The 18,512-nt window shown below is 41.4% G+C and carries 12 protein-coding genes; 4 read left to right on the top strand and 8 right to left on the bottom strand.

Annotation, left to right across the window (positions count from 1 at the left end; genetic code table 11):
* Window positions 1-121 precede the first annotated feature (121 nt).
* Window positions 122-2,731 (top strand): DNA mismatch repair protein MutS, encoded by a 2,610-nt coding sequence (gene mutS / locus BGP76_RS16125; RefSeq protein ID WP_119845431.1) that lies wholly within the window; start codon window positions 122-124, stop codon window positions 2,729-2,731.
* A 48-nt stretch (window positions 2,732-2,779) separates the two neighbouring features.
* Here mutS and BGP76_RS16120 read toward each other — a convergent pair whose 3' ends face one another.
* From BGP76_RS16120 to BGP76_RS16110, 3 genes are all read right to left on the bottom strand, one after another.
* Entirely contained in the window at window positions 2,780-3,562 is a 783-nt protein-coding gene (locus BGP76_RS16120; RefSeq protein WP_119845430.1) for a LytTR family DNA-binding domain-containing protein, read from the bottom strand.
* A complete protein-coding gene (locus BGP76_RS16115; protein ID WP_073120963.1) occupies window positions 3,537-4,616 on the bottom strand; it encodes a sensor histidine kinase in 1,080 nt (359 codons plus the stop codon). The genes BGP76_RS16120 and BGP76_RS16115 overlap by 26 nt, the downstream gene beginning before the upstream one ends.
* Window positions 4,617-4,732: 116 nt before the next feature.
* Entirely contained in the window at window positions 4,733-5,089 is a 357-nt protein-coding gene (locus BGP76_RS16110; protein WP_147407491.1) for a hypothetical protein, read from the bottom strand.
* A 2,174-nt stretch (window positions 5,090-7,263) separates the two neighbouring features.
* On the opposite strand from BGP76_RS16110, the gene BGP76_RS16100 reads away from it, so the two are divergent.
* On the top strand, window positions 7,264-8,478 hold the full coding sequence (locus BGP76_RS16100) for an NAD(P)-dependent oxidoreductase (RefSeq protein WP_119845427.1): 1,215 nt from the start codon (window positions 7,264-7,266) through the stop codon (window positions 8,476-8,478).
* A 109-nt stretch (window positions 8,479-8,587) separates the two neighbouring features.
* Entirely contained in the window at window positions 8,588-9,430 is an 843-nt protein-coding gene (accD, locus tag BGP76_RS16095) for an acetyl-CoA carboxylase, carboxyltransferase subunit beta (RefSeq protein WP_073120975.1), read from the top strand.
* Window positions 9,431-9,511: 81 nt separating this feature from the next.
* Here accD and BGP76_RS16090 read toward each other — a convergent pair whose 3' ends face one another.
* From BGP76_RS16090 to BGP76_RS16070, 5 genes are all read right to left on the bottom strand, one after another.
* The gene (locus tag BGP76_RS16090; protein ID WP_119845426.1) at window positions 9,512-10,108 is read right to left on the bottom strand and encodes a lipoprotein signal peptidase; all 597 of its coding nucleotides are present in this window, start codon (window positions 10,106-10,108) and stop codon (window positions 9,512-9,514) included.
* Window positions 10,109-10,130: 22 nt separating this feature from the next.
* Entirely contained in the window at window positions 10,131-13,502 is a 3,372-nt protein-coding gene (gene ileS / locus BGP76_RS16085) for an isoleucine--tRNA ligase (protein WP_119845425.1), read from the bottom strand.
* A gap of 21 nt (window positions 13,503-13,523) precedes the next feature.
* Window positions 13,524-15,950, bottom strand: coding sequence for an RND family transporter (locus BGP76_RS16080; RefSeq protein ID WP_119845424.1), 2,427 nt, complete (start codon window positions 15,948-15,950; stop codon window positions 13,524-13,526).
* A gap of 144 nt (window positions 15,951-16,094) precedes the next feature.
* Window positions 16,095-16,490, bottom strand: a complete 396-nt coding sequence (locus tag BGP76_RS16075; protein ID WP_073120984.1) for a hypothetical protein — start codon at window positions 16,488-16,490, stop codon at window positions 16,095-16,097.
* A 54-nt stretch (window positions 16,491-16,544) separates the two neighbouring features.
* Window positions 16,545-16,955, bottom strand: coding sequence for a hypothetical protein (locus BGP76_RS16070; protein WP_073120986.1), 411 nt, complete (start codon window positions 16,953-16,955; stop codon window positions 16,545-16,547).
* Window positions 16,956-17,292: 337 nt separating this feature from the next.
* Between BGP76_RS16070 and BGP76_RS16065 the strand changes: the two genes are divergently transcribed.
* Entirely contained in the window at window positions 17,293-18,480 is a 1,188-nt protein-coding gene (locus tag BGP76_RS16065) for a sodium:calcium antiporter (RefSeq protein WP_119845423.1), read from the top strand.
* Window positions 18,481-18,512 lie beyond the last annotated feature (32 nt).

Genomic DNA, 18,512 nt, shown 5'->3' with positions numbered 1-18,512 from the left:
GTAGTGTAACGTTTAAATCTAGCTGCTTTTCAAATTAGACTTTAGATAATCCAAAAAGAAATGAGAGCATCCCATACTAAAAAGCCGCTAGTTCTTAAATTCGTGCTTTGATCCTATCACCATGGCAGCAAGTAAGAAAGAAACCCCTTTGATGAAACAATACAATGCGATCAAGGCCAAGCACCCTGATGCATTGCTACTATTTAGAGTAGGAGACTTCTACGAGACTTTTGGTGAAGACGCAGTACGCGCCAGCAAAATCCTCGATATTGTCCTGACCAAACGTGCCAATGGTTCTGCCTCGCACATCGAGCTGGCGGGGTTTCCTCACCATTCGCTGGACACTTACTTGCCCAAATTGGTACGAGCAGGAAATAGAGTGGCGATCTGTGATCAACTCGAAAACCCAAAAGATGTCAAAGGAATCGTCAAACGCGGTGTGACAGAGCTGGTCACTCCTGGCCTGACGCTCAATGACAATGTCCTCGAACAAAGAAAAAACAACTATCTCGCCTCGATTTCATTTGGGAAAGAAATGCACGGGATCGCGTTTCTCGATCTCAGTACAGGTGAGTTTATGCTCTCACATGGCACTGACGACTACATTGACAAACTGATCCAAAGTTTCAACCCATCGGAGATCATTTTCTGCAAGAACCACCGAGCGCATTGCGAAAAACTCCTCGGTTCGGATCACAACATCTTCTGTCTGGAGGAGTGGATTTTTGGTTTTGATTTCGGATATGAAAAACTCAACACGCACTTTAAGACCAAAAATCTAAAAGGGTTTGGTATAGAACAATCCAAAGAAGGAATCGCTGCGGCTGGCGCGATACTCTACTACCTCGAAGAGACCGAGCACAAACAGATCAGTCATATTTCGTCCATCTCTAGACTGGATACCGACAAGTATGTTTGGCTGGATAAATTCACCATCCGTAATCTTGAACTGGTTTATCCTCAGCAAAATGATGGCGTAGCGCTGCTATCGATCCTAGACCATACCTGCACGCCTATGGGCGCACGATTGCTCAAAAAGTGGCTTGTGCTTCCATTAAAAGAAAAAGCGATCATCGAAGCGAGGCTTTCGGTCGTAGAATCACTATTAGAGGCAGAGGAGGTTGCTGAGACAGTAGAAAGCCACTTATCACAGATCTCAGATATCGAGCGACTGGTATCCAAGGTAGCTGCACTGCGCATCAACCCTCGTGAGTTGCTACATCTCAAAAAAGCACTGGCACATATCCAACCTATCAAGGAGCAACTAGAGAAGTCGGGAATCGAAACTTTGTCCAAATATGGAGACAAACTGAACCCATGCGCACAATTACTCGACCGCATCAATACCTACATGAAAGATGACGTGCCGCTCAACGCCACCCAAGGAGGAATCATCAGCGATGGGATAGATTCGGAACTCGACGAACTAAGAAAAATCGCTTTCTCTGGCAAAGACTATTTGCTCCAAATCCAAGAAAGAGAAAAAGCCAAAACAGGTATCTCATCACTCAAAATCGCCTACAATAAAGTATTTGGGTACTACCTAGAGGTATCCAATGCACACAAGGATAAAGTTCCCGCCGAGTGGATCAGAAAGCAAACGCTCGTCAACGCAGAGCGTTACATCACGGAAGAGCTCAAAACATACGAAGAAAAAATACTGACTGCAGAAGACAAATTAGGCAGCATAGAGTTTCGCCTCTACAACGAACTCGTGAGCTTCACTGCCGACTATGTCAACGAGATCCAGGTCAATGCTAAATGTATCGCTGAGATAGACTGTCTACTATCCTTTTCGCAGGTCGCTAAAAAACAAAACTACTGCCGTCCATCGATCCAAGAAGACCCGATCATCGACATCAAAGAAGGCAGGCATCCGGTAATAGAAACCCAGCTGCCCGCTGGTGAAGAGTACATCCCTAATAGCGTCATGTTAGACAATGTATCACAACAGATCATGGTCATCACCGGCCCTAACATGGCGGGTAAGTCTGCCCTACTGAGACAAACCGCACTAATCGTACTCATGGCACAGATGGGATCTTTCGTCCCTGCTACCTATGCTAAAATCGGGATCATTGACAAGGTATTCACCAGAGTGGGCGCCTCTGATAACCTATCCAAAGGCGAATCTACCTTCATGGTCGAGATGACCGAGACCGCTAGTATACTCAACAACCTGAGCGACAGTAGTCTGGTTCTCATGGATGAAATTGGTAGAGGTACAAGCACCTATGATGGGGTATCCATCGCTTGGTCCATCGTGGAGCATCTGCACAATCACCCGAAGTTCAAAGCAAAGACGATGTTTGCGACACACTACCACGAACTGAATCAAATCGCCACAGATTTCCCGAGAGTCAAAAATTTTAACGTATCCGTAAAGGAGCTAGACAACCGTGTGATCTTTATGCGTAAGCTCAAGGAGGGCGGCAGTGAGCACAGCTTTGGTATCCATGTTGCTAAAATGGCAGGCATGCCCAATGAAGTAGTCTTACGTGCCAACGAAATCTTGGGTCACTTAGAAAAAGACAAGATCAAAGAAGGAGATGCGGAGCGAATAGAATCTATTCCAAAGAATAACTTTCAGCTCAGTATGTTCGAATCTGACCCACACTTCGAAGAGGTAATTGGTCTACTCAATAAACTAGATATCAATACGATTTCGCCTGTAGAAGCTTTGCTTAAACTCAATGAGGTAAAGTCGATTTTGAAAGGGAATAAACAATAAATGAAGACACTAGACCCAAGATTGTCTTGACTCTAGTGTCTTCATTTATTATTTCTCCAGCCAGTTCAGAAACTCCGGCACTCTGACTCGACTGATCAGGATTTGATCCTTGGTCTCTGGCTGTAGAATGACCTCTAGTCTACTGTTGAAGTATTTGTTGACCAGTTTGATCGAATGGATATTGGCGATATATTTTCTAGATAATCTAAAGAAATCAGAAGGATCAAGCTGCTTGACTAATTCATCTAACTTAAAGGAGATAATGAATTTAGCCCCTTCCTTCGAGACCAAATAGGTGTAGTCATCCTCGGCATAGAAGTACGCAATGTCCTCAACAGACACGTGTCTCAATCTGTCTCCAGACTTAATAATAAAACGCTTTTTGTAATCGCGCTGCTCGTCAGATAGTTTGAGCAACTGCTGCACTTGGTCTATGCTCAACGCGACACTACCTTCTTCCTCTTCGCTTTTGTTATCATTGAGATCAGCATACTTTTTCAATGCAGCTTCTAGGTCGTCTTTCTCGATGGGTTTGAGGAGGTAATCTATACTATTGACCTTGAATGCTCTAATGGCATAGTTCTCAAAAGCCGTCGTAAAAACGATGGGGCAGCTAACAGTCGTCTGCTGAAAAATCTCAAAGCTCAACCCATCAGACAGCTGAATATCCATGAAGATCAAGTCTGGATCTTCATTGTCTTCATACCATTCGACTGTTTCTTCTATAGATTCAAAACAATCAATAATTTCTACGTCAAATGACGTCTCAGCCAAAAGTCTTTTCAGCTCATCCTGAGCGAATTGCTCATCCTCTATAATCAATACCTTCATAATCAGGGCTTAATAGTGGTAATAATACTATAAAACTATCTTCTGTTTGTTTAATTTCTACATTTTTATCTGTCACTATATCATAATGACTGATGATGTTATCCAATCCGATTTTGGATGAATACCCTTTAGAGGACTTTAGCCGGAGTGAATTTTTGATCACAATCTGGTCGCCCTCATGGTACACCCAGATAGATAGGGGGTATTTGGTAGATACCACATTATGCTTGATAGCGTTTTCGATCAACAACTGCAAAATCAATGGAGGCACTTGACACTTTGCTACCTCTTTCATCGGATCTATCTCGATCACTAATTTCTGTCCAAAACGCATTCGAATCAACTCGACATAGGACTCAATGGCTTGTAGTTCTTCTTGAATTGATACGAGACCTTTGTTGCGATGTTCCAGTACATTTCGATAAACATTAGAAAGTTTTCGGATGAAACTATAGGCTGTATTCGGGTCTGAATAGACCAAAGATGAAAGCGTGTTGAGACTGTTGAACAAAAAATGTGGGTTCACCTGTGTTTTGAGCATTTCATGTCTAAACTCAAGTCCCTCTTTTTTGAACCTTTCGATCTCTATCATCGAGACCTTCCACTTGTTCAAGAAAAACATTCCCATCTCGATCGCTACCACTAGTATGGTCAGAGACAGCGCCGTGGAGATCACCACGATTTCATCAAACAACGGCCTAGAATGGTGATCACTGACAAAACGATAAAGGAAGGCCCCAAAAAAAGCTATGACTACCGAGGCATAGACTGTATTGGAGCTGAGCTGGATGATAAAGCGGCTTTTCGCACCATGCTCCCAAGGGAGGATTTTATCTAACCGGCGATTTATAAAGCGAATCCCCTCTAATACAAAAAGAGCCAAAACGATCGCATAGATGTATTCATTGGGATCCCAAGAAAGGGGTAAGTCCGAATAAAAAACACTATAAATGATATCAATAAACAAACGAAGACCAGCTCCCATGAAAACGACACTTAGCCATCTCCACCAGTTCACACTGTACCCTCTAAACGGACTTATAAATTCTGACATGCAAAAAAAATTATACACGAAGTACGCGTATAATATCTAATATTAAAACTGGCTAAACACAAAAAAAACCTCAGACATACATATAGTCTGAGGTTACATTCCTTGGCAGTTATCCATTAGTCTTTTGTGATTACTTTTTTGACAGCATACATTTCATTGGCTACCATATAAGTATAGTCACCTGCTGGTAATGCTGATACGTCAAATCTTTTCAAAAAAGCTTTACCTTCTGACTGCTTTTCTGTGTGCATCAAAACTCCATAAGCGTCAAAAATCTTCACTTTCACGGACTCACCTTCTAGCTTGGCAAAAGTCACAGCAACACTAGACTCGTTCAGTTCCACGATTCTAACATCGAGCTCTGGGCTCACTTTCACTTCCTTTTCTGACTTTTCACCTTTGTTGCCTGCAAACGAAAGTGTGGACATGGCTACTAAACCAGCAATTGCGATTGTTTTAATTGTAGTTTTCATGATAATAGTTGTTTTGTTGAAATTGATTACGATACAAGTTTACGATGATCCTGAGGGGAGTAAAACCTGATTTCGGTGAGCTTTAATTTTATTCAGGTGAAGTGTAGAAAATTTTCTATGGGCAATTGGATCAAATCAAGATGAGACGAGACAATTCTAATAGTTCTTTTGGTTGCATATGAAGTAGAGCATTTGCTACGGGGCGAGTGTTGTTTGGCATCTAGCCGAGTCAAAGGATGAATTCTGAAGTAAGTAAGACTGTCTTCCCTGTGCAAAAATATAATTTGGTGCAGATTAGTCTTTATGTTCATTGCGATTCGAATAGTGCTCCCGCTTGATCGCATTTCCTAATGCGACTGAAACCTTCTTGGCATTTATAATGCAATGAACATACCCCACTCCCTTCTTCTAAACCTAAGTTACCGTTTCCAAAACTTACCTTTTTGGTTTTACTCCCAATAAGTATAATCTCCAATCTAAACCATGTCCTCATTAGGGTATAAAATCAGAGGATAGAAAAACCTACTCCTCTAGTCTCAGTGTCTGCTAAGACCGACTAAAAAAGAAAAAGCTGCTCACCCCGTCCGGGCCAGCAGCTTTTAAGCATGATTATGAAAGACTAAATTACTATTCTAGTATTGGTGGAGCTTTTCAGCTCATGTAGTCACTTCCTCTTTTCTTCTCTTCGTTTCTCTGTAACTACAATGCAATAATATGCATGCAGCGTATTGTTTTAAAGCATAAATCGGTGAACTGTATTATTTGACAGGTGAACTTCATCATTATATAGGAGAGTGGTTTTGGATGGATCGATAGTTAGTACTGAGAGCCCAATGAAACTAGAGAGGTCGCCGATAGTTGTTTCCTTCCTCAGGCTTTTCGATCAACGATGAAGGATCAGTCTGTAAAATTGGGGGGATAAACTCGGTAGACAGGTTCGATATTTTTATTCAAAAAAACCTCAAGGACTTATAAGGGATGGTTATTCACAAAAAACAATAATGAATTTCGAACAATGAATCTTGAATCACGAAGTGATCTACTACCTCTCCCTCAGAAATACGGATTGATCCACAATGAAGAGTGGCTTTCTATAAATAGCAACGTAGATTGACACCATTGCCCCTAAAAAAAGAAAAGCTGCTCACCCCGTCCGGGTCAGCAGCTTAAGCATGATTATGAAAGACTAAATTACTATTCTATTTCGGTGGAGCTTTTCAGCTCATATAGTCACTTCCTCTTTTCTTCTCTTCGTTTCTCTGTAACTACAATGCAATAATATGCATGCAGCGTATTGTTTTAAAGCAGAAATCGGTGAACTGTATTATTTGACAGGTGAACTTCATCATTATATAGGAGAGTGGTTTTGGATGGACCGATAGATGAAGTCGTTTTGATTGATGGTTAGTATCGAGAACCTAATAGAGCTAGAGAGGTCGCCGATAGTTATTTCCTTCCTCAGGCTTTTCAGTCAGTACTGTAGAGTAGCTTCCTAAAATAGCAACGTGGATTGACACCATTGCCCCTAAAAAAAGAAAAGCTGCTCACCCCGTCCGGGTCAGCAGCTTAAGCATGATTATGAAAGACTAAATTACTATTCTGTTTCGGTGGAGCTTTTCAGCTCATGTAGTCACTTCCTCTTTTCTTCTCTTCGTTTCTCTGTGACTACAATGCAATAATAGCAGCCAGTACTTGATTCTAAAACTAGAAATCGGTGAACTGTATTATTTGACAGGTGAAAGAAAGGATAAACCAAGCAAACTAAAAAGTAGCTATAGGATTGATTTAGGGCATATTCTACTTCCGCACACAAAGCCATACAAAATCTTGTACATACCCTTTTTAAAACCTGTCATTATACAGGAAACAAACCTAACCCACCATGAGAATGACAGAACTGCTAGAGTTAGCCTACGATTCAAGAAAGGAAAAGCCTAATCAAAAAAACCTTATGACCTACTAACCTGAATTCGGTTCTAAAACAGACTCAATAGCAGTATTAAAGCCTTTTTTGTCATTTCATTTCGACAATAGACGAAATGAAAGCCTATTTAGTTTAGAAACATGATGATAACTTGCTCAGATAACCAAAACAACAATGATTAATCGAACTCAAATTACTAGCTATATCTACCAATCTTGCGATATTTGGCTTTATGACAAACACTACCCCAATGATCAAAATCGGCATTCTAAAAGAAGGCAAAATCCCCGTCGATAGACGTGTTGCCATCACGCCGGAACAAGCCAAAAAAATACAAGAAACACACCCAGAGGTTTCACTTGTCTGTGCGCATAGCGACATTAGATGTTTCTCGGATCAGGACTATATAGATCTAAACACCCCCCTGACAGATGATGTGTCGGACTGTGATATTTTATTTGGAGTCAAAGAAGTGCCGATCGCAGCATTGATACCTAACAAAACCTACTTTTTCTTCTCACACACGATCAAGAAACAAGCCTACAACAGAACACTGCTCCAAACCATACTGGACAAGAACATAACCTTGATCGATTATGAAACACTGACGAATACTGATGGGCAACGCATCATTGCCTTTGGTCGGTATGCAGGAATCGTAGGCGCGTACAATGCGTTATGGACTTATGGAAAGCGCTATAACCTATTTGATATCCGACGTGCGCACGAATGCTTTGATTTGGACGATCTAAAAACAGAGTTTAATCTAATCAAACTTCCCAAAATAAAGATCGTTATCACTGGAGGTGGCCGAGTAGCCAAAGGAGCTATGGAAATCATGAATCAGGTTGGTATTCGTCGCGTATCACCTCATCAGTTCATCACCCAACTATTTGATGAACCCGTGTATTGCCAACTAAATAACCGAGACTATCACAAGCACAAAAACGAAGACAAAGTCTTCAATCGTGCTGAATTCTTTCGGTCACCAGAAGATTTCGAATCTGATTTCGCTCCCTATGCCCAAGCTGCCGATATCTTGATCGCATGTGCTTTTTGGAATCCCAAAGCCCCTGTTCTATTTACTCGGGAAGATATGACTCAGCGTAACTTCAGCATCAAAGTGATTGCGGATGTAACTTGCGATATAGAGGGATCGATCCCCTCGACACTGCAGCCTGCTACCATAGATGATCCCATCTATGATTATGACCCGACACAAGGCATACTAGCACCACCACTCTCAGACGAAGGCAATGTCACAGTGATGGCTGTAGACAATCTCCCATGCGAACTACCCAGAAATGCGTCAGCAGACTTTGGAAAAGAGCTCCTCAATAATGTACTACCCAACCTCATCGGAGAAGACAAAGGAAGTATTATAGAGAGGGCTACCATAGCCAAAGGAGGTCATTTGACTGAGAAATATTCCTACCTCCAAGACTATGTAGATGGGCGTGACTGAGTAGGCTAAAAAACATATTGTCAAATCTTATATCTTCGATTGAATTCCTATCTTTGCAAACCTCCAACGACTTAATTTCACGTATTTGGGGAGGAATGAAAAGTTAATTATGGCTTGGTTTAAAAGAACAAATAAGGGCATACAGACCCCCACAGAATCTAAAAAAGAAGCACCAGATGGACTTTGGTACAAGACGCCTAGTGGCAAGATTGTCCACATGCGCGAGCTTCGTAACAATGCATACGTAAGTCCAGAAGATGACTATCATGTTCGTATTGGCTCTAAAGAATATTTCGAAATTCTTTTTGATGACAATAAGTTCGAAGAGCTCGACGCAGAGCTTTCTTCAGGAGACCCACTCAAGTTTGTGGATTCTAAACCTTATCCAGCTCGTATCGAAGCAACTCAGAAAAAATCTGGATTGACGGATGCACTGAGAAGTGCAGTAGGCAAAATCAACGGTACGCCCCTAGTCATCGCTTGTATGGATTTTGGGTTCATTGGTGGTTCTATGGGATCAGTGGTAGGGGAGAAAATCGCAAGAGCTATCAATCACTCTTTAGAACATAAAATCCCGTTTTTGATGATCTCCAAATCAGGTGGTGCGCGTATGATGGAGGCTGGTTTTTCGCTCATGCAGATGGCCAAGACTTCAGCTAGACTTGCTCTACTGAGCGAAGCAAAAATCCCATACATCTCGCTACTCACAGATCCTACGACTGGAGGAGTAACGGCATCCTACGCGATGCTAGGAGATTTCAACATCTCAGAACCAGGGTCATTGATAGGGTTCGCGGGTCCAAGAGTTATTCGTGAGACCATCGGTAAGGATTTGCCAAAAGGCTTCCAAAGTGCTGAGTTTGTAAAAGATCATGGTTTCTTAGATTTCATCGTAGATCGTCGTAGTTTAAAAAACAAACTCTCGACACTTCTCAAGATGCTAGAGAATTAAGAAGAGAAGCGTTAAACCAAAAGAAGCCGAGCGATATCGCTCGGCTTCTTTTGGTTTAACGCTGTGCTAAATATTAAAATTTTACTCTGCCTCTTGCTCCTTTGTATGCGCAAAAAACCGCTTTTGAAAGATGAGAATAATGGCTACCCCTATGAAGATAGATGCATCCGCTACATTAAATACAGGCCAGAGAGACATGTATTTCCCTCCCATGAGCGGCAACCAGTCCGGTAGACGCCCTTCCCAGATATCGATGTAGAACATATCCACTACCTGACCATAAAACCATGGAGTAGGGGCATCATAGGGAGCATTATCCAAGAATACTCCGTAGAAGGTGCTATCGATCACATTGCCTATGGCTCCACCTAATATCAATGCGATACATACGAGTAAACCAGTAGAAACTTCTTTTTTGATCAGCGTGTACAAGTAGTAGCCAATCCCAACCATCGCGACCAATCTAAACAAAGTCAAAAACAGCTTGCCATACTCCGTACCCAGTTTCATCCCGAAAGCCATACCTGGATTGGTCAAATAATGGAGTTTAAAATATTCGCCTATGATCTGAATTTGTCCATTGACGCCCATATCCATATTGAAATGAACAACCAACTTCACTACCTGATCTAGTAGGATTACACCCAGACTGATCAAAAAGTATTTATAATATTTCATCGATTACCGCTAAAAGTGACAACTAGCAAACCTCTATTTGCGCGCTGATTTTCAATTCATCTATATCTAATTCCTGTCCCGCAGACAAACTGTCTACAAGTTTTAGTTCGTTAGCCTGTGTCTCTTCACAGATGTAGCTATTGAAAGCCTGCACTGCTGCAGTTACTACTTCCTCATCACTACGCAGACTCACTTTAATTTTATCTTGAACCTCTAAACCTTGATCCTTTCTCAGATTTTGGATTCTATTGACTAGGTCTCTCGCGATCCCCTCTTGTCTCAACTCATCCGTCAGGTTGATATCTAGCGCGACAGTGATGCCGCCTTCGCTTGCTACCAACCACCCTGGGATATCCTGAGAAGCAATCTCTACATCCTCCAACGTCAAAGTAATCGCCTCACCATTGAGATCAACAATCAAGCTGTTACTTTTTTCTATCTCGGCAATTTGATCTTGATCAAAAGCATTGATAAGGTTGCTCACATCCTTCATCTTAGGACCAAACTCCTTACCCAGCTTTCTAAAGTTAGGCTTGATGGACTTGACCAATACACCCGATGTGTCATCTAAGAACTCGATCTCTTTGATGTTGACCTCATTCAATATCAAATCTTTGACTGCACTCACACGAGACACCGTGTTTTCGTTCATCACAGGAATCATGATTTTAGCCAAAGGCTGACGTACTTTCAATCTTTCCTTCTTTCTCAACGAATGAACCAAAGAAGAGATCTTCTGTGCCATATCCATACGTGCTTCTAGCTCTATATTGATAGCTGCTTCGTCTGCTACGGGAAAGTTGGATAAGTGTACTGATTCATGATTTTCGCTACCTGATACCGCATTCAAATCAGAATACAACCTATCTAGGAAGAAAGGTGCAATTGGAGCACCGAGTTTAGCCACTGTTTTGAGACAAGTATAAAGAGACTGGTACGCTGCTCGCTTGTCCTCGTTATACTCCCCTTTCCAGAATCGTTTTCTGTTTAGACGAACATACCAGTTGCTCATGTCATCGATCACAAAATCCTGAATCAATCGAGCTGCTTTGGTAGGTTCATACTCGTCGTAGGCCTCATCCACCTTTTTGACTAGCGTGTTCAACTTAGAGATAACCCATTGATCACTCTCCGTTCGCTCAGCCAAAGGAATAGCCTTTTCAGAGAAAGTAAATCCATCCAAATTCGCATACAGCGAAAAGAAGGAATACGTATTATATAAAGTACCAAAGAATCTACGCTGAGACTCAGCGACTCCTTCGATATCGAATTTCAAATTATCCCAAGGGTTAGCATTGGAGATCATGTACCAACGCGTCGCATCTGGACCGTATTTTTTGAGTGTCTCAAATGGGTTAACTGCATTGCCCAATCGTTTTGACATCTTATTGCCTTTTTTATCTAAGACAAGACCATTCGCTATCACATTTTGGAAAGACACTTTGTCAAAAAGCATGACCGATATCGCATGTAGCGTAAAGAACCATCCTCTCGTCTGATCCACCCCTTCGGCAATGAAGTTTGCTGGATAAACTTCCTTAAGACCTCCTTCTTTAACAGAATCGGCCTTCGGGTCATCCCCCATGAAGTGGAACTGTGCATAAGGCATAGCTCCAGAATCAAACCATACATCGATCAAGTCTGGCTCTCGATACATTTTCTGCCCTGATGCACTGACCAAAAACACATCGTCCACATACGGTCTGTGCAAATCGAAATCTTCACCAATCTGCTCAGTCATATATCCTGCAGTAATAGACTTTTCGATCTCTACTTTCAGCTCAGCAATAGATCCGATACAAATCTCTTCTGTTTTGTCCTCAGACACCCAGATAGGTAGTGGTGTGCCCCAGTATCTAGAACGTGATAAGTTCCAGTCTACCAGATTCTCCAACCAGTTGCCAAATCGACCTGTACCTGTTGATGCTGGTTTCCAGTTGATCGTCTTATTGAGTTCGACCAATCTATCCTTGTAGGCCGTGGTTTTGATAAACCAAGAATCTAACGGATAGTAAAGGATAGGTTTGTCAGTTCTCCAGCAGTGTGGGTAACTGTGCTCGTATTTGGTGACATTAAATGCCTTATTTTCTTCTTTGAGCTGGATGGCAATTAGTACATCCGTTGGTTTAAAATCCTTCGCGGAATTCTCTTCGTCGCTATAGTACTCTGCCTTGACATACTTGCCAGCATAGTCAGGGACCTCTGCCACGAACCTTCCCTGCTTATCTACTAAGGGGACGTCCTTGCCCGTTTCGTCTTTAACCATTACACCTGGTACATCCGCCAGCTTAGCAGCCAAGAAATCGTCCGCACCAAAAGTCGGCGCGATATGTACGATACCTGTACCATCCTCAGTCGATACGAAATCTCCTGAAATCACTCTAAATGCCTTTGCTTCGAGTTCGTCATTGGTCACATAGGGCATCAACTGCTCATACGGCATACCTACCAAATCTTCACCCGAAAATTCTCCCGTCACTTCCCATGGGATTAATTTATCTCCTGATTTGTAGTCATCAAATGCAATTTCTTTTGCCTTCTCAGAGAAGTATTTTCCCATCAGATCCTTCGCAACGATCACAGAGACCGGCAAGAAAGTATAGGGGTTGAAAGTCTTCACTTTGACATAACTAATTTTCTTTCCTACTGCTAGCGCAGCGTTGGACGGTAGCGTCCAAGGTGTAGTAGTCCATGCGAGGAAAAACACCTCCTCGTCTCCTTCAAATAACTTAGCCGTAGCATCCGTCTTTTTGGCTTTGAACTGCGCCACGATAGACGTATCCTTCACGTCACGGTATGTGCCAGGTTGGTTGAGTTCGTGAGAGCTCAGCCCTGTACCAGCCGCTGGAGAGTAAGGTTGTATCGTGTAGCCTTTGTAGAGCAGATCCTTGTCATAGAACTTTTTGAGTAGATGCCATAGCGTCTCCATGTAGTTCTTGTCAAAAGTGATATAGGGATCGTCCAAATCAACCCAGTACCCCATTTTCTCCGTTAGGTCATCCCATTCATTTTTGAATTTCATGACCGCTTCACGACACTTTTGATTGTACTCTTCTACAGAGATTTTCTTCCCAATATCCTCTTTGGTAATTCCAAGTTCTTTTTCTACTTGGAGCTCAACAGGTAGGCCGTGCGTGTCCCAGCCCCCTTTACGGTTGACCTGATACCCTTTTAGGGTTTTGTATCTACAAAAAATATCCTTGACCGCACGAGCCATTACGTGATGAATACCTGGCGTACCATTCGCGGAGGGAGGCCCCTCGTAGAACACAAATGACTCTGCACCTTCTTTCTCATCCACAGATTTTTTGAAGATGTCGTTCTTTTTCCAGAACTCCAATACTTCGTCGGCAACCTCCGCGTAGTTGATGTTTTTATATTCTCTGTATTTCACAGTCTCAAAAATATTCTTCGATTATTTACTTTCTTCTCCCTTATCGGTTGATGGGGGGTCGACCTCTATCAATCCTAAATCTATCTCTTCATCCTCCTCCTCATCATAGAACTCAGGGTACTGTTCTATCAGGGGGTGTTGTGTCGCGTTTCGTTTCCCATTGTCAAATCGTAACAGCAAAGCAGGCAATAGAGTTAAGTTCGTTAGCATTGCCATGAGCAAGGTAGTAGACGTCAATACACCCAGTGCTACTGTGCCACCAAACTCCGATGCGGCAAAAATCACAAAGCCAAAAAATAGAATGACCGATGTATAGATCATACTGGCACCAGTCTCTCTAATACTTTTGCTGACTGCTACAGGAACGAAAAAATTATTTGCGAATAACTCTTGTCTGTACTTGGCCAAAAAGTGAATAGAATCATCCACTGAGATACCAAACGCGATGCTGAATATTAATGCGGTACTCGGTTTGAGCGGAATACCCACGAGCCCCATCATTCCACCAGTGATCAAGAGAGGAATGACATTAGGGATTAAACAAATCACTATCATTTTGAAGTTCCTAAACAAGAGCGCCATAATGAATGCAATAATTACAAACGCGATAACCATACTCATGATCAAATTGTCAATCAGAAACTTGTTCCCTTTGATGAAAAGTAATGTCGTTCCTGTAATGGCTACATCAAACTTCGTCTCTCCAAAAATAGAGTCTATCCGAGGCTGTATGACTTGATTGACAAGGGAGTCCATTTTGACAGAACCTATATCAGCCATTTTGAGTGAGATACGAATTTTTTGACCCGTAGAGTCTATGAATCCTGAAGCTAAATCGGACTCATCCGTTTCTTCTTTCAGGTATCTAAGGATGAAATTCTTATCTCGGCTATTTGGCAAGCTATAGTAGCTTGACTTATCGTTGTAAAATGCCTGACGAGTTGCTTTGATAAAGCTCACAACAGACATGGGCTTAGACACATACTCTATAGAATCTAAGAAAGACTCAAACTCATCGATCTTACGCAGATTGGACAGATTCTGTACGCCTTTCTTTTGTTTCGTATCTACGACGATTTCGAGCGGCATCACACCCGCAAAATTCTTCTCAAAAAACTCCAAATCTTTTTTAGTCTGACTCTCCTCGGGTAAGTCATCTACCATAAAAGAGACTGCTTCTATTTTGGTAATCCCATAACAGCACACAATCGCAACGATTGCTGTCGCAATGAACACATACTCCTTATATCTATGCACCAAGTTGTCCAGTGCCGTGAGGACTTTATCTAATGCCTTAAATTCTAAATGTTTGAGATGTCTACGTCCTGGAGGTTTCAGGTAAGAAAAGATACATGGAATCATAATCATGCTCACCACGAAGGTGGCCAAAATATTGATTCCTGCTACTATCCCGAACTCCTTTAGAATTACGATGTCCGTTAGTGCCAGTACTAAAAAACCCACAGCAGTCGTCACATTAGTAATAAAAGTAACGATGCCTATTTTTTGGATAATGGTTCGGATGGCCCTTTCTTGATCCCCATGTGCAAAGTACTCTTGGTGGTACTTATTGATCATATAGACCGTGTTCGGGATGCCTATCACGACGATAATCGGTGGCAACAAGCCAGTCAACAGCGTGATTTCATAATCTAGGAGCACCAAAGTACCAACAACCCAAAGCACCACCATCCCAATGATAGCCAACGCGACTAACAGTACTTTGAAAGACCTAAAGAACAAGAATAAAATAAAACCCGTGACAATCACAGACAATACTAAAAACATCCTTAACTCGTCTTTGAGCTTTGATGTATTAATGTAGCGAACGTATGGCAGCCCTGCATATCGCAGCTTGATGCCTGTGTCTTTCTCAAAAGATTCTGTTACAAATAGGATGTCTCCAATAACACGGTTACGTGCATCCGAGTCCATTAGCTCTTTTTGAATAGTCACTAATACGACACTGGCTCCATTGTCGGGGTTGATAAGTTGCCCACTGTAGAACTTGATATCTTGGGCATATTTGATCAGTGAATCCAAGTCATCTTGATCAGCTGGTATTTTGTCAAAAACTGGAACAAGTTTAAATTTCTTTTCCTCTTGATCCTTGACAAGTTTGCGCAAGGACGGCAGACTGACCACATCGTTGACACCATTGACTTTCATCAATGCATCCGACATATAACTGAATTTACGAAAATTATCCACCTTGTAGACCGCACTGTCCAACACTCCTAGTGCCAGAATGTTGCCGTCTTCGCCAAAGACCCGTTTGAACTCCATGAAATCCACCATGTCGGGATCATGGTCGGGTACGACATTGGCCAATACAAATGACCATTTGACAAACTGTCCCTGATATGCCATAAAACCAGTGATAGCCACCAGAAGTATGATCAGGTACAGACGGAATTTTATAATGATGTTAGAAATTTTATACCACATGCTTGAAAAACAAGGTGCAAAGGTAAGGATTTTTGCATACTAATGAAGCGGAAAAAATCATGTGTAGAGATTCATTTTAGTAGTGCGTAAAAAAAGGGGCTACACCCCTTATTATTAACTTTTTAAACCAGAAATCAATGGGTATCAATTTTGGTATTTCATCACAGCTTTTTTCAACGCTTCTTTGTTAGATGTAATCGCCGGATTAGAATATATCTTAGAAGAGAGCTCCGCTATCACAGCTTTTTTAAAGCCTAATTTTACTGCTACATCTTCACAATATTTCACCTCACTCAAGAAAACTTCTTTGTCTATTTTCATCAACTGAACAACATTAAACAGATACTCAAATTTTTCGTCATCCATCATCGTGTTAAGGTCGGGTAATGGAACGGGGTTTTTGAGGAGGTCTTCGATCTCACTTTCGGCTACTCCGTTGGCCTTGCCTACCATGTAGATCATGTCTTTTTCGTCATCGGCAAAATCATTGTCAATATTTGCCAACCCGATGAGCATACTGAGTTGTGATTTAATATTCATGCGGTTCTAGTTTAAGGGGTATCTGTTTTCAGGATTAAGAAAACGCTTTCTTTATTATGCTTTATGTTTTTGAATCAGTGTCTTGAGGTAATCTCTATCAGATGTGACCGAAGGGTCACTGAATATCCCTCCACTGAGCTCTGATACGACTGAAGCCTTGTAACCTAGTTTCTTTGCCAACTTTTGACAGAATCTAATCTCACTCAAATAAACCTTCTTGTCCACCTTCATGAGCTGAACAATGTTATATAGGTACTCAAACTTCTCATCTTCAGATAACTGCCCCAAATCGGGCATGGCCATCTTCTTGCTACTCAAATGATCTTCAAAAACTTGATCTATTTCACGCTCTGGAACAGCGTTCGCTTTACCCAAGGCGTAGATGTATCTTTTTTCAATATTGGACAACTTATTATCTACTAGAGAAAGCTGTACCATCACACTCATCTGAGCTTTAAAATCCATAGGTTCGTTTTTATATACTTCGAATTTAAAGATACAAAAAAATCGAACATTAGCGCATTATACAAATCATTCTTAAAACAAAGCGTTAGATAAGGCTGCCCATCCTTTAAAGAAGCCTCTCCATTTCATTAATTTTTATACTAAAAATCCAAATTCAGGTATTGCAACGTAGTTATCCTATACCCAAAAAACGGTAGATCAAGTTCTTATTTGATTTACGTGAATATTGATATAAAAAAAATAGCGTAATTTAGTTTTTGAATCAGCGCTATACATCTTTTGAATAATTCACAAGATGTAAAACTCAACAAACTACCAAGCCAAAAAAACTTAAATAATGGGCATAATAATACCGCTAATACTAATTGCAATCAGTTGTGTAGTCATCTGGAGAGCTGGAGATGGTTTCATGACCGCATCGGAGTACATAGGTAGAAATCTTTCTGATGGTGTGAGGGGAGCGTCTATCAATGCGATTGCCAGCTCTATGCCCGAGGTGTTCACTTCTATGTTCTTTTTATTCGTACTCAAGGATGCTTCTGGTTTTTCTGGAGGGATCGGTACTACTGCGGGTAGCGCAATCTTCAACGGCATGGTCATCCCTGCAGTCTCTGTTATCGCAGTGATTGGGATCGGACTTGCCAAACGCATAGAAGTATCTAAAAAAGTAATGCTCCGTGATGGTATTGCACTTATCCTCACAGAACTAATCTTCTTGATTTTGATTAGTGGTTCAGAGCTAGATTGGTATCATGGCCTAATCCTCATGGGCGTTTACTTGGTGTACATTGCCTATATGTTTTTATCAATGGGGAAAAATGCATTGTCTGATGATTCCAATGAAGATATTACCGAGGAAGAGGATGAAGATGATGAACCAAAGCCATCTTTTCTTAAGAGTGTTTTAACCTTTGACCTTGAGAACACTTTTATTAGAAGAAAGATCACGGGATCAAACGCTTGGCCATTACTCTTTTTCTCAACTTTAGCGATCGCATTGGTCTGTTATCTTTTGGTGGTGGCATGCGAATGGATGGGAGCTGATACTTATGTGGTTCCTTACTTAGGAACTTTTAATGGGTTGAATATCCCGTTAATGTTTGTCGCATTGATTTTGGCATCTGCAGCTTCTAGTTTTCCAGACACAATTATCTCTATTAAGGATGCGCAACGTGGACAATATGATGATGCTATCTCGAATGCTCTCGGTAGTAATATCTTTGATGTGTGTTTTGCTTTAGGGTTTCCGCTATTCTTGTTCACAATTATTTATGGGCCTATTCATATGCCACCAGAGCTCGTAGACCTCAGTAGCGAGCTAAGATTGCTGTTGCTAATCTTGACAACTATAGCAGTGATTATTTTTACCTCCTCTAAATATATAGGTAAAGCAAAAGCGTTTACGCTATTGACGATATACGTTCTATTCGTACTCTACATTATAGGTAGGGGTTCTGGAAATGAGTTTACCCAAGGTATTGCTGATTTCCTTGTGGAAACGGTTAGAATATTTAGCATTAGGTAATACATGAACCCTCAAAATTTAAAAGGTCATTT

Source organism: Reichenbachiella sp. MSK19-1 (assembly GCF_003590315.1).
Lineage (GTDB): Bacteria > Bacteroidota > Bacteroidia > Cytophagales > Cyclobacteriaceae > Reichenbachiella > Reichenbachiella agariperforans.
This window is presented reverse-complemented; position numbering and strand designations above follow the sequence as displayed.

Bases quoted from the DNA above. Each gene is read 5' to 3' on its own strand.
- mutS (WP_119845431.1), top strand. From the start codon at position 122: ATGGCAGCAAGTAAGAAAGAAACCCCTTTGATGAAACAATACAATGCG.
- BGP76_RS16120 (WP_119845430.1), bottom strand. From the start codon at position 3,562: ATGAAGGTATTGATTATAGAGGATGAGCAATTCGCTCAGGATGAGCTG.
- BGP76_RS16115 (WP_073120963.1), bottom strand. From the start codon at position 4,616: ATGTCAGAATTTATAAGTCCGTTTAGAGGGTACAGTGTGAACTGGTGG.
- BGP76_RS16110 (WP_147407491.1), bottom strand. From the start codon at position 5,089: ATGAAAACTACAATTAAAACAATCGCAATTGCTGGTTTAGTAGCCATG.
- BGP76_RS16100 (WP_119845427.1), top strand. From the start codon at position 7,264: ATGATCAAAATCGGCATTCTAAAAGAAGGCAAAATCCCCGTCGATAGA.
- accD (WP_073120975.1), top strand. From the start codon at position 8,588: ATGGCTTGGTTTAAAAGAACAAATAAGGGCATACAGACCCCCACAGAA.
- BGP76_RS16090 (WP_119845426.1), bottom strand. From the start codon at position 10,108: ATGAAATATTATAAATACTTTTTGATCAGTCTGGGTGTAATCCTACTA.
- BGP76_RS16080 (WP_119845424.1), bottom strand. From the start codon at position 15,950: ATGTGGTATAAAATTTCTAACATCATTATAAAATTCCGTCTGTACCTG.
- BGP76_RS16075 (WP_073120984.1), bottom strand. From the start codon at position 16,490: ATGAATATTAAATCACAACTCAGTATGCTCATCGGGTTGGCAAATATT.
- BGP76_RS16070 (WP_073120986.1), bottom strand. From the start codon at position 16,955: ATGGATTTTAAAGCTCAGATGAGTGTGATGGTACAGCTTTCTCTAGTA.
- BGP76_RS16065 (WP_119845423.1), top strand. From the start codon at position 17,293: ATGGGCATAATAATACCGCTAATACTAATTGCAATCAGTTGTGTAGTC.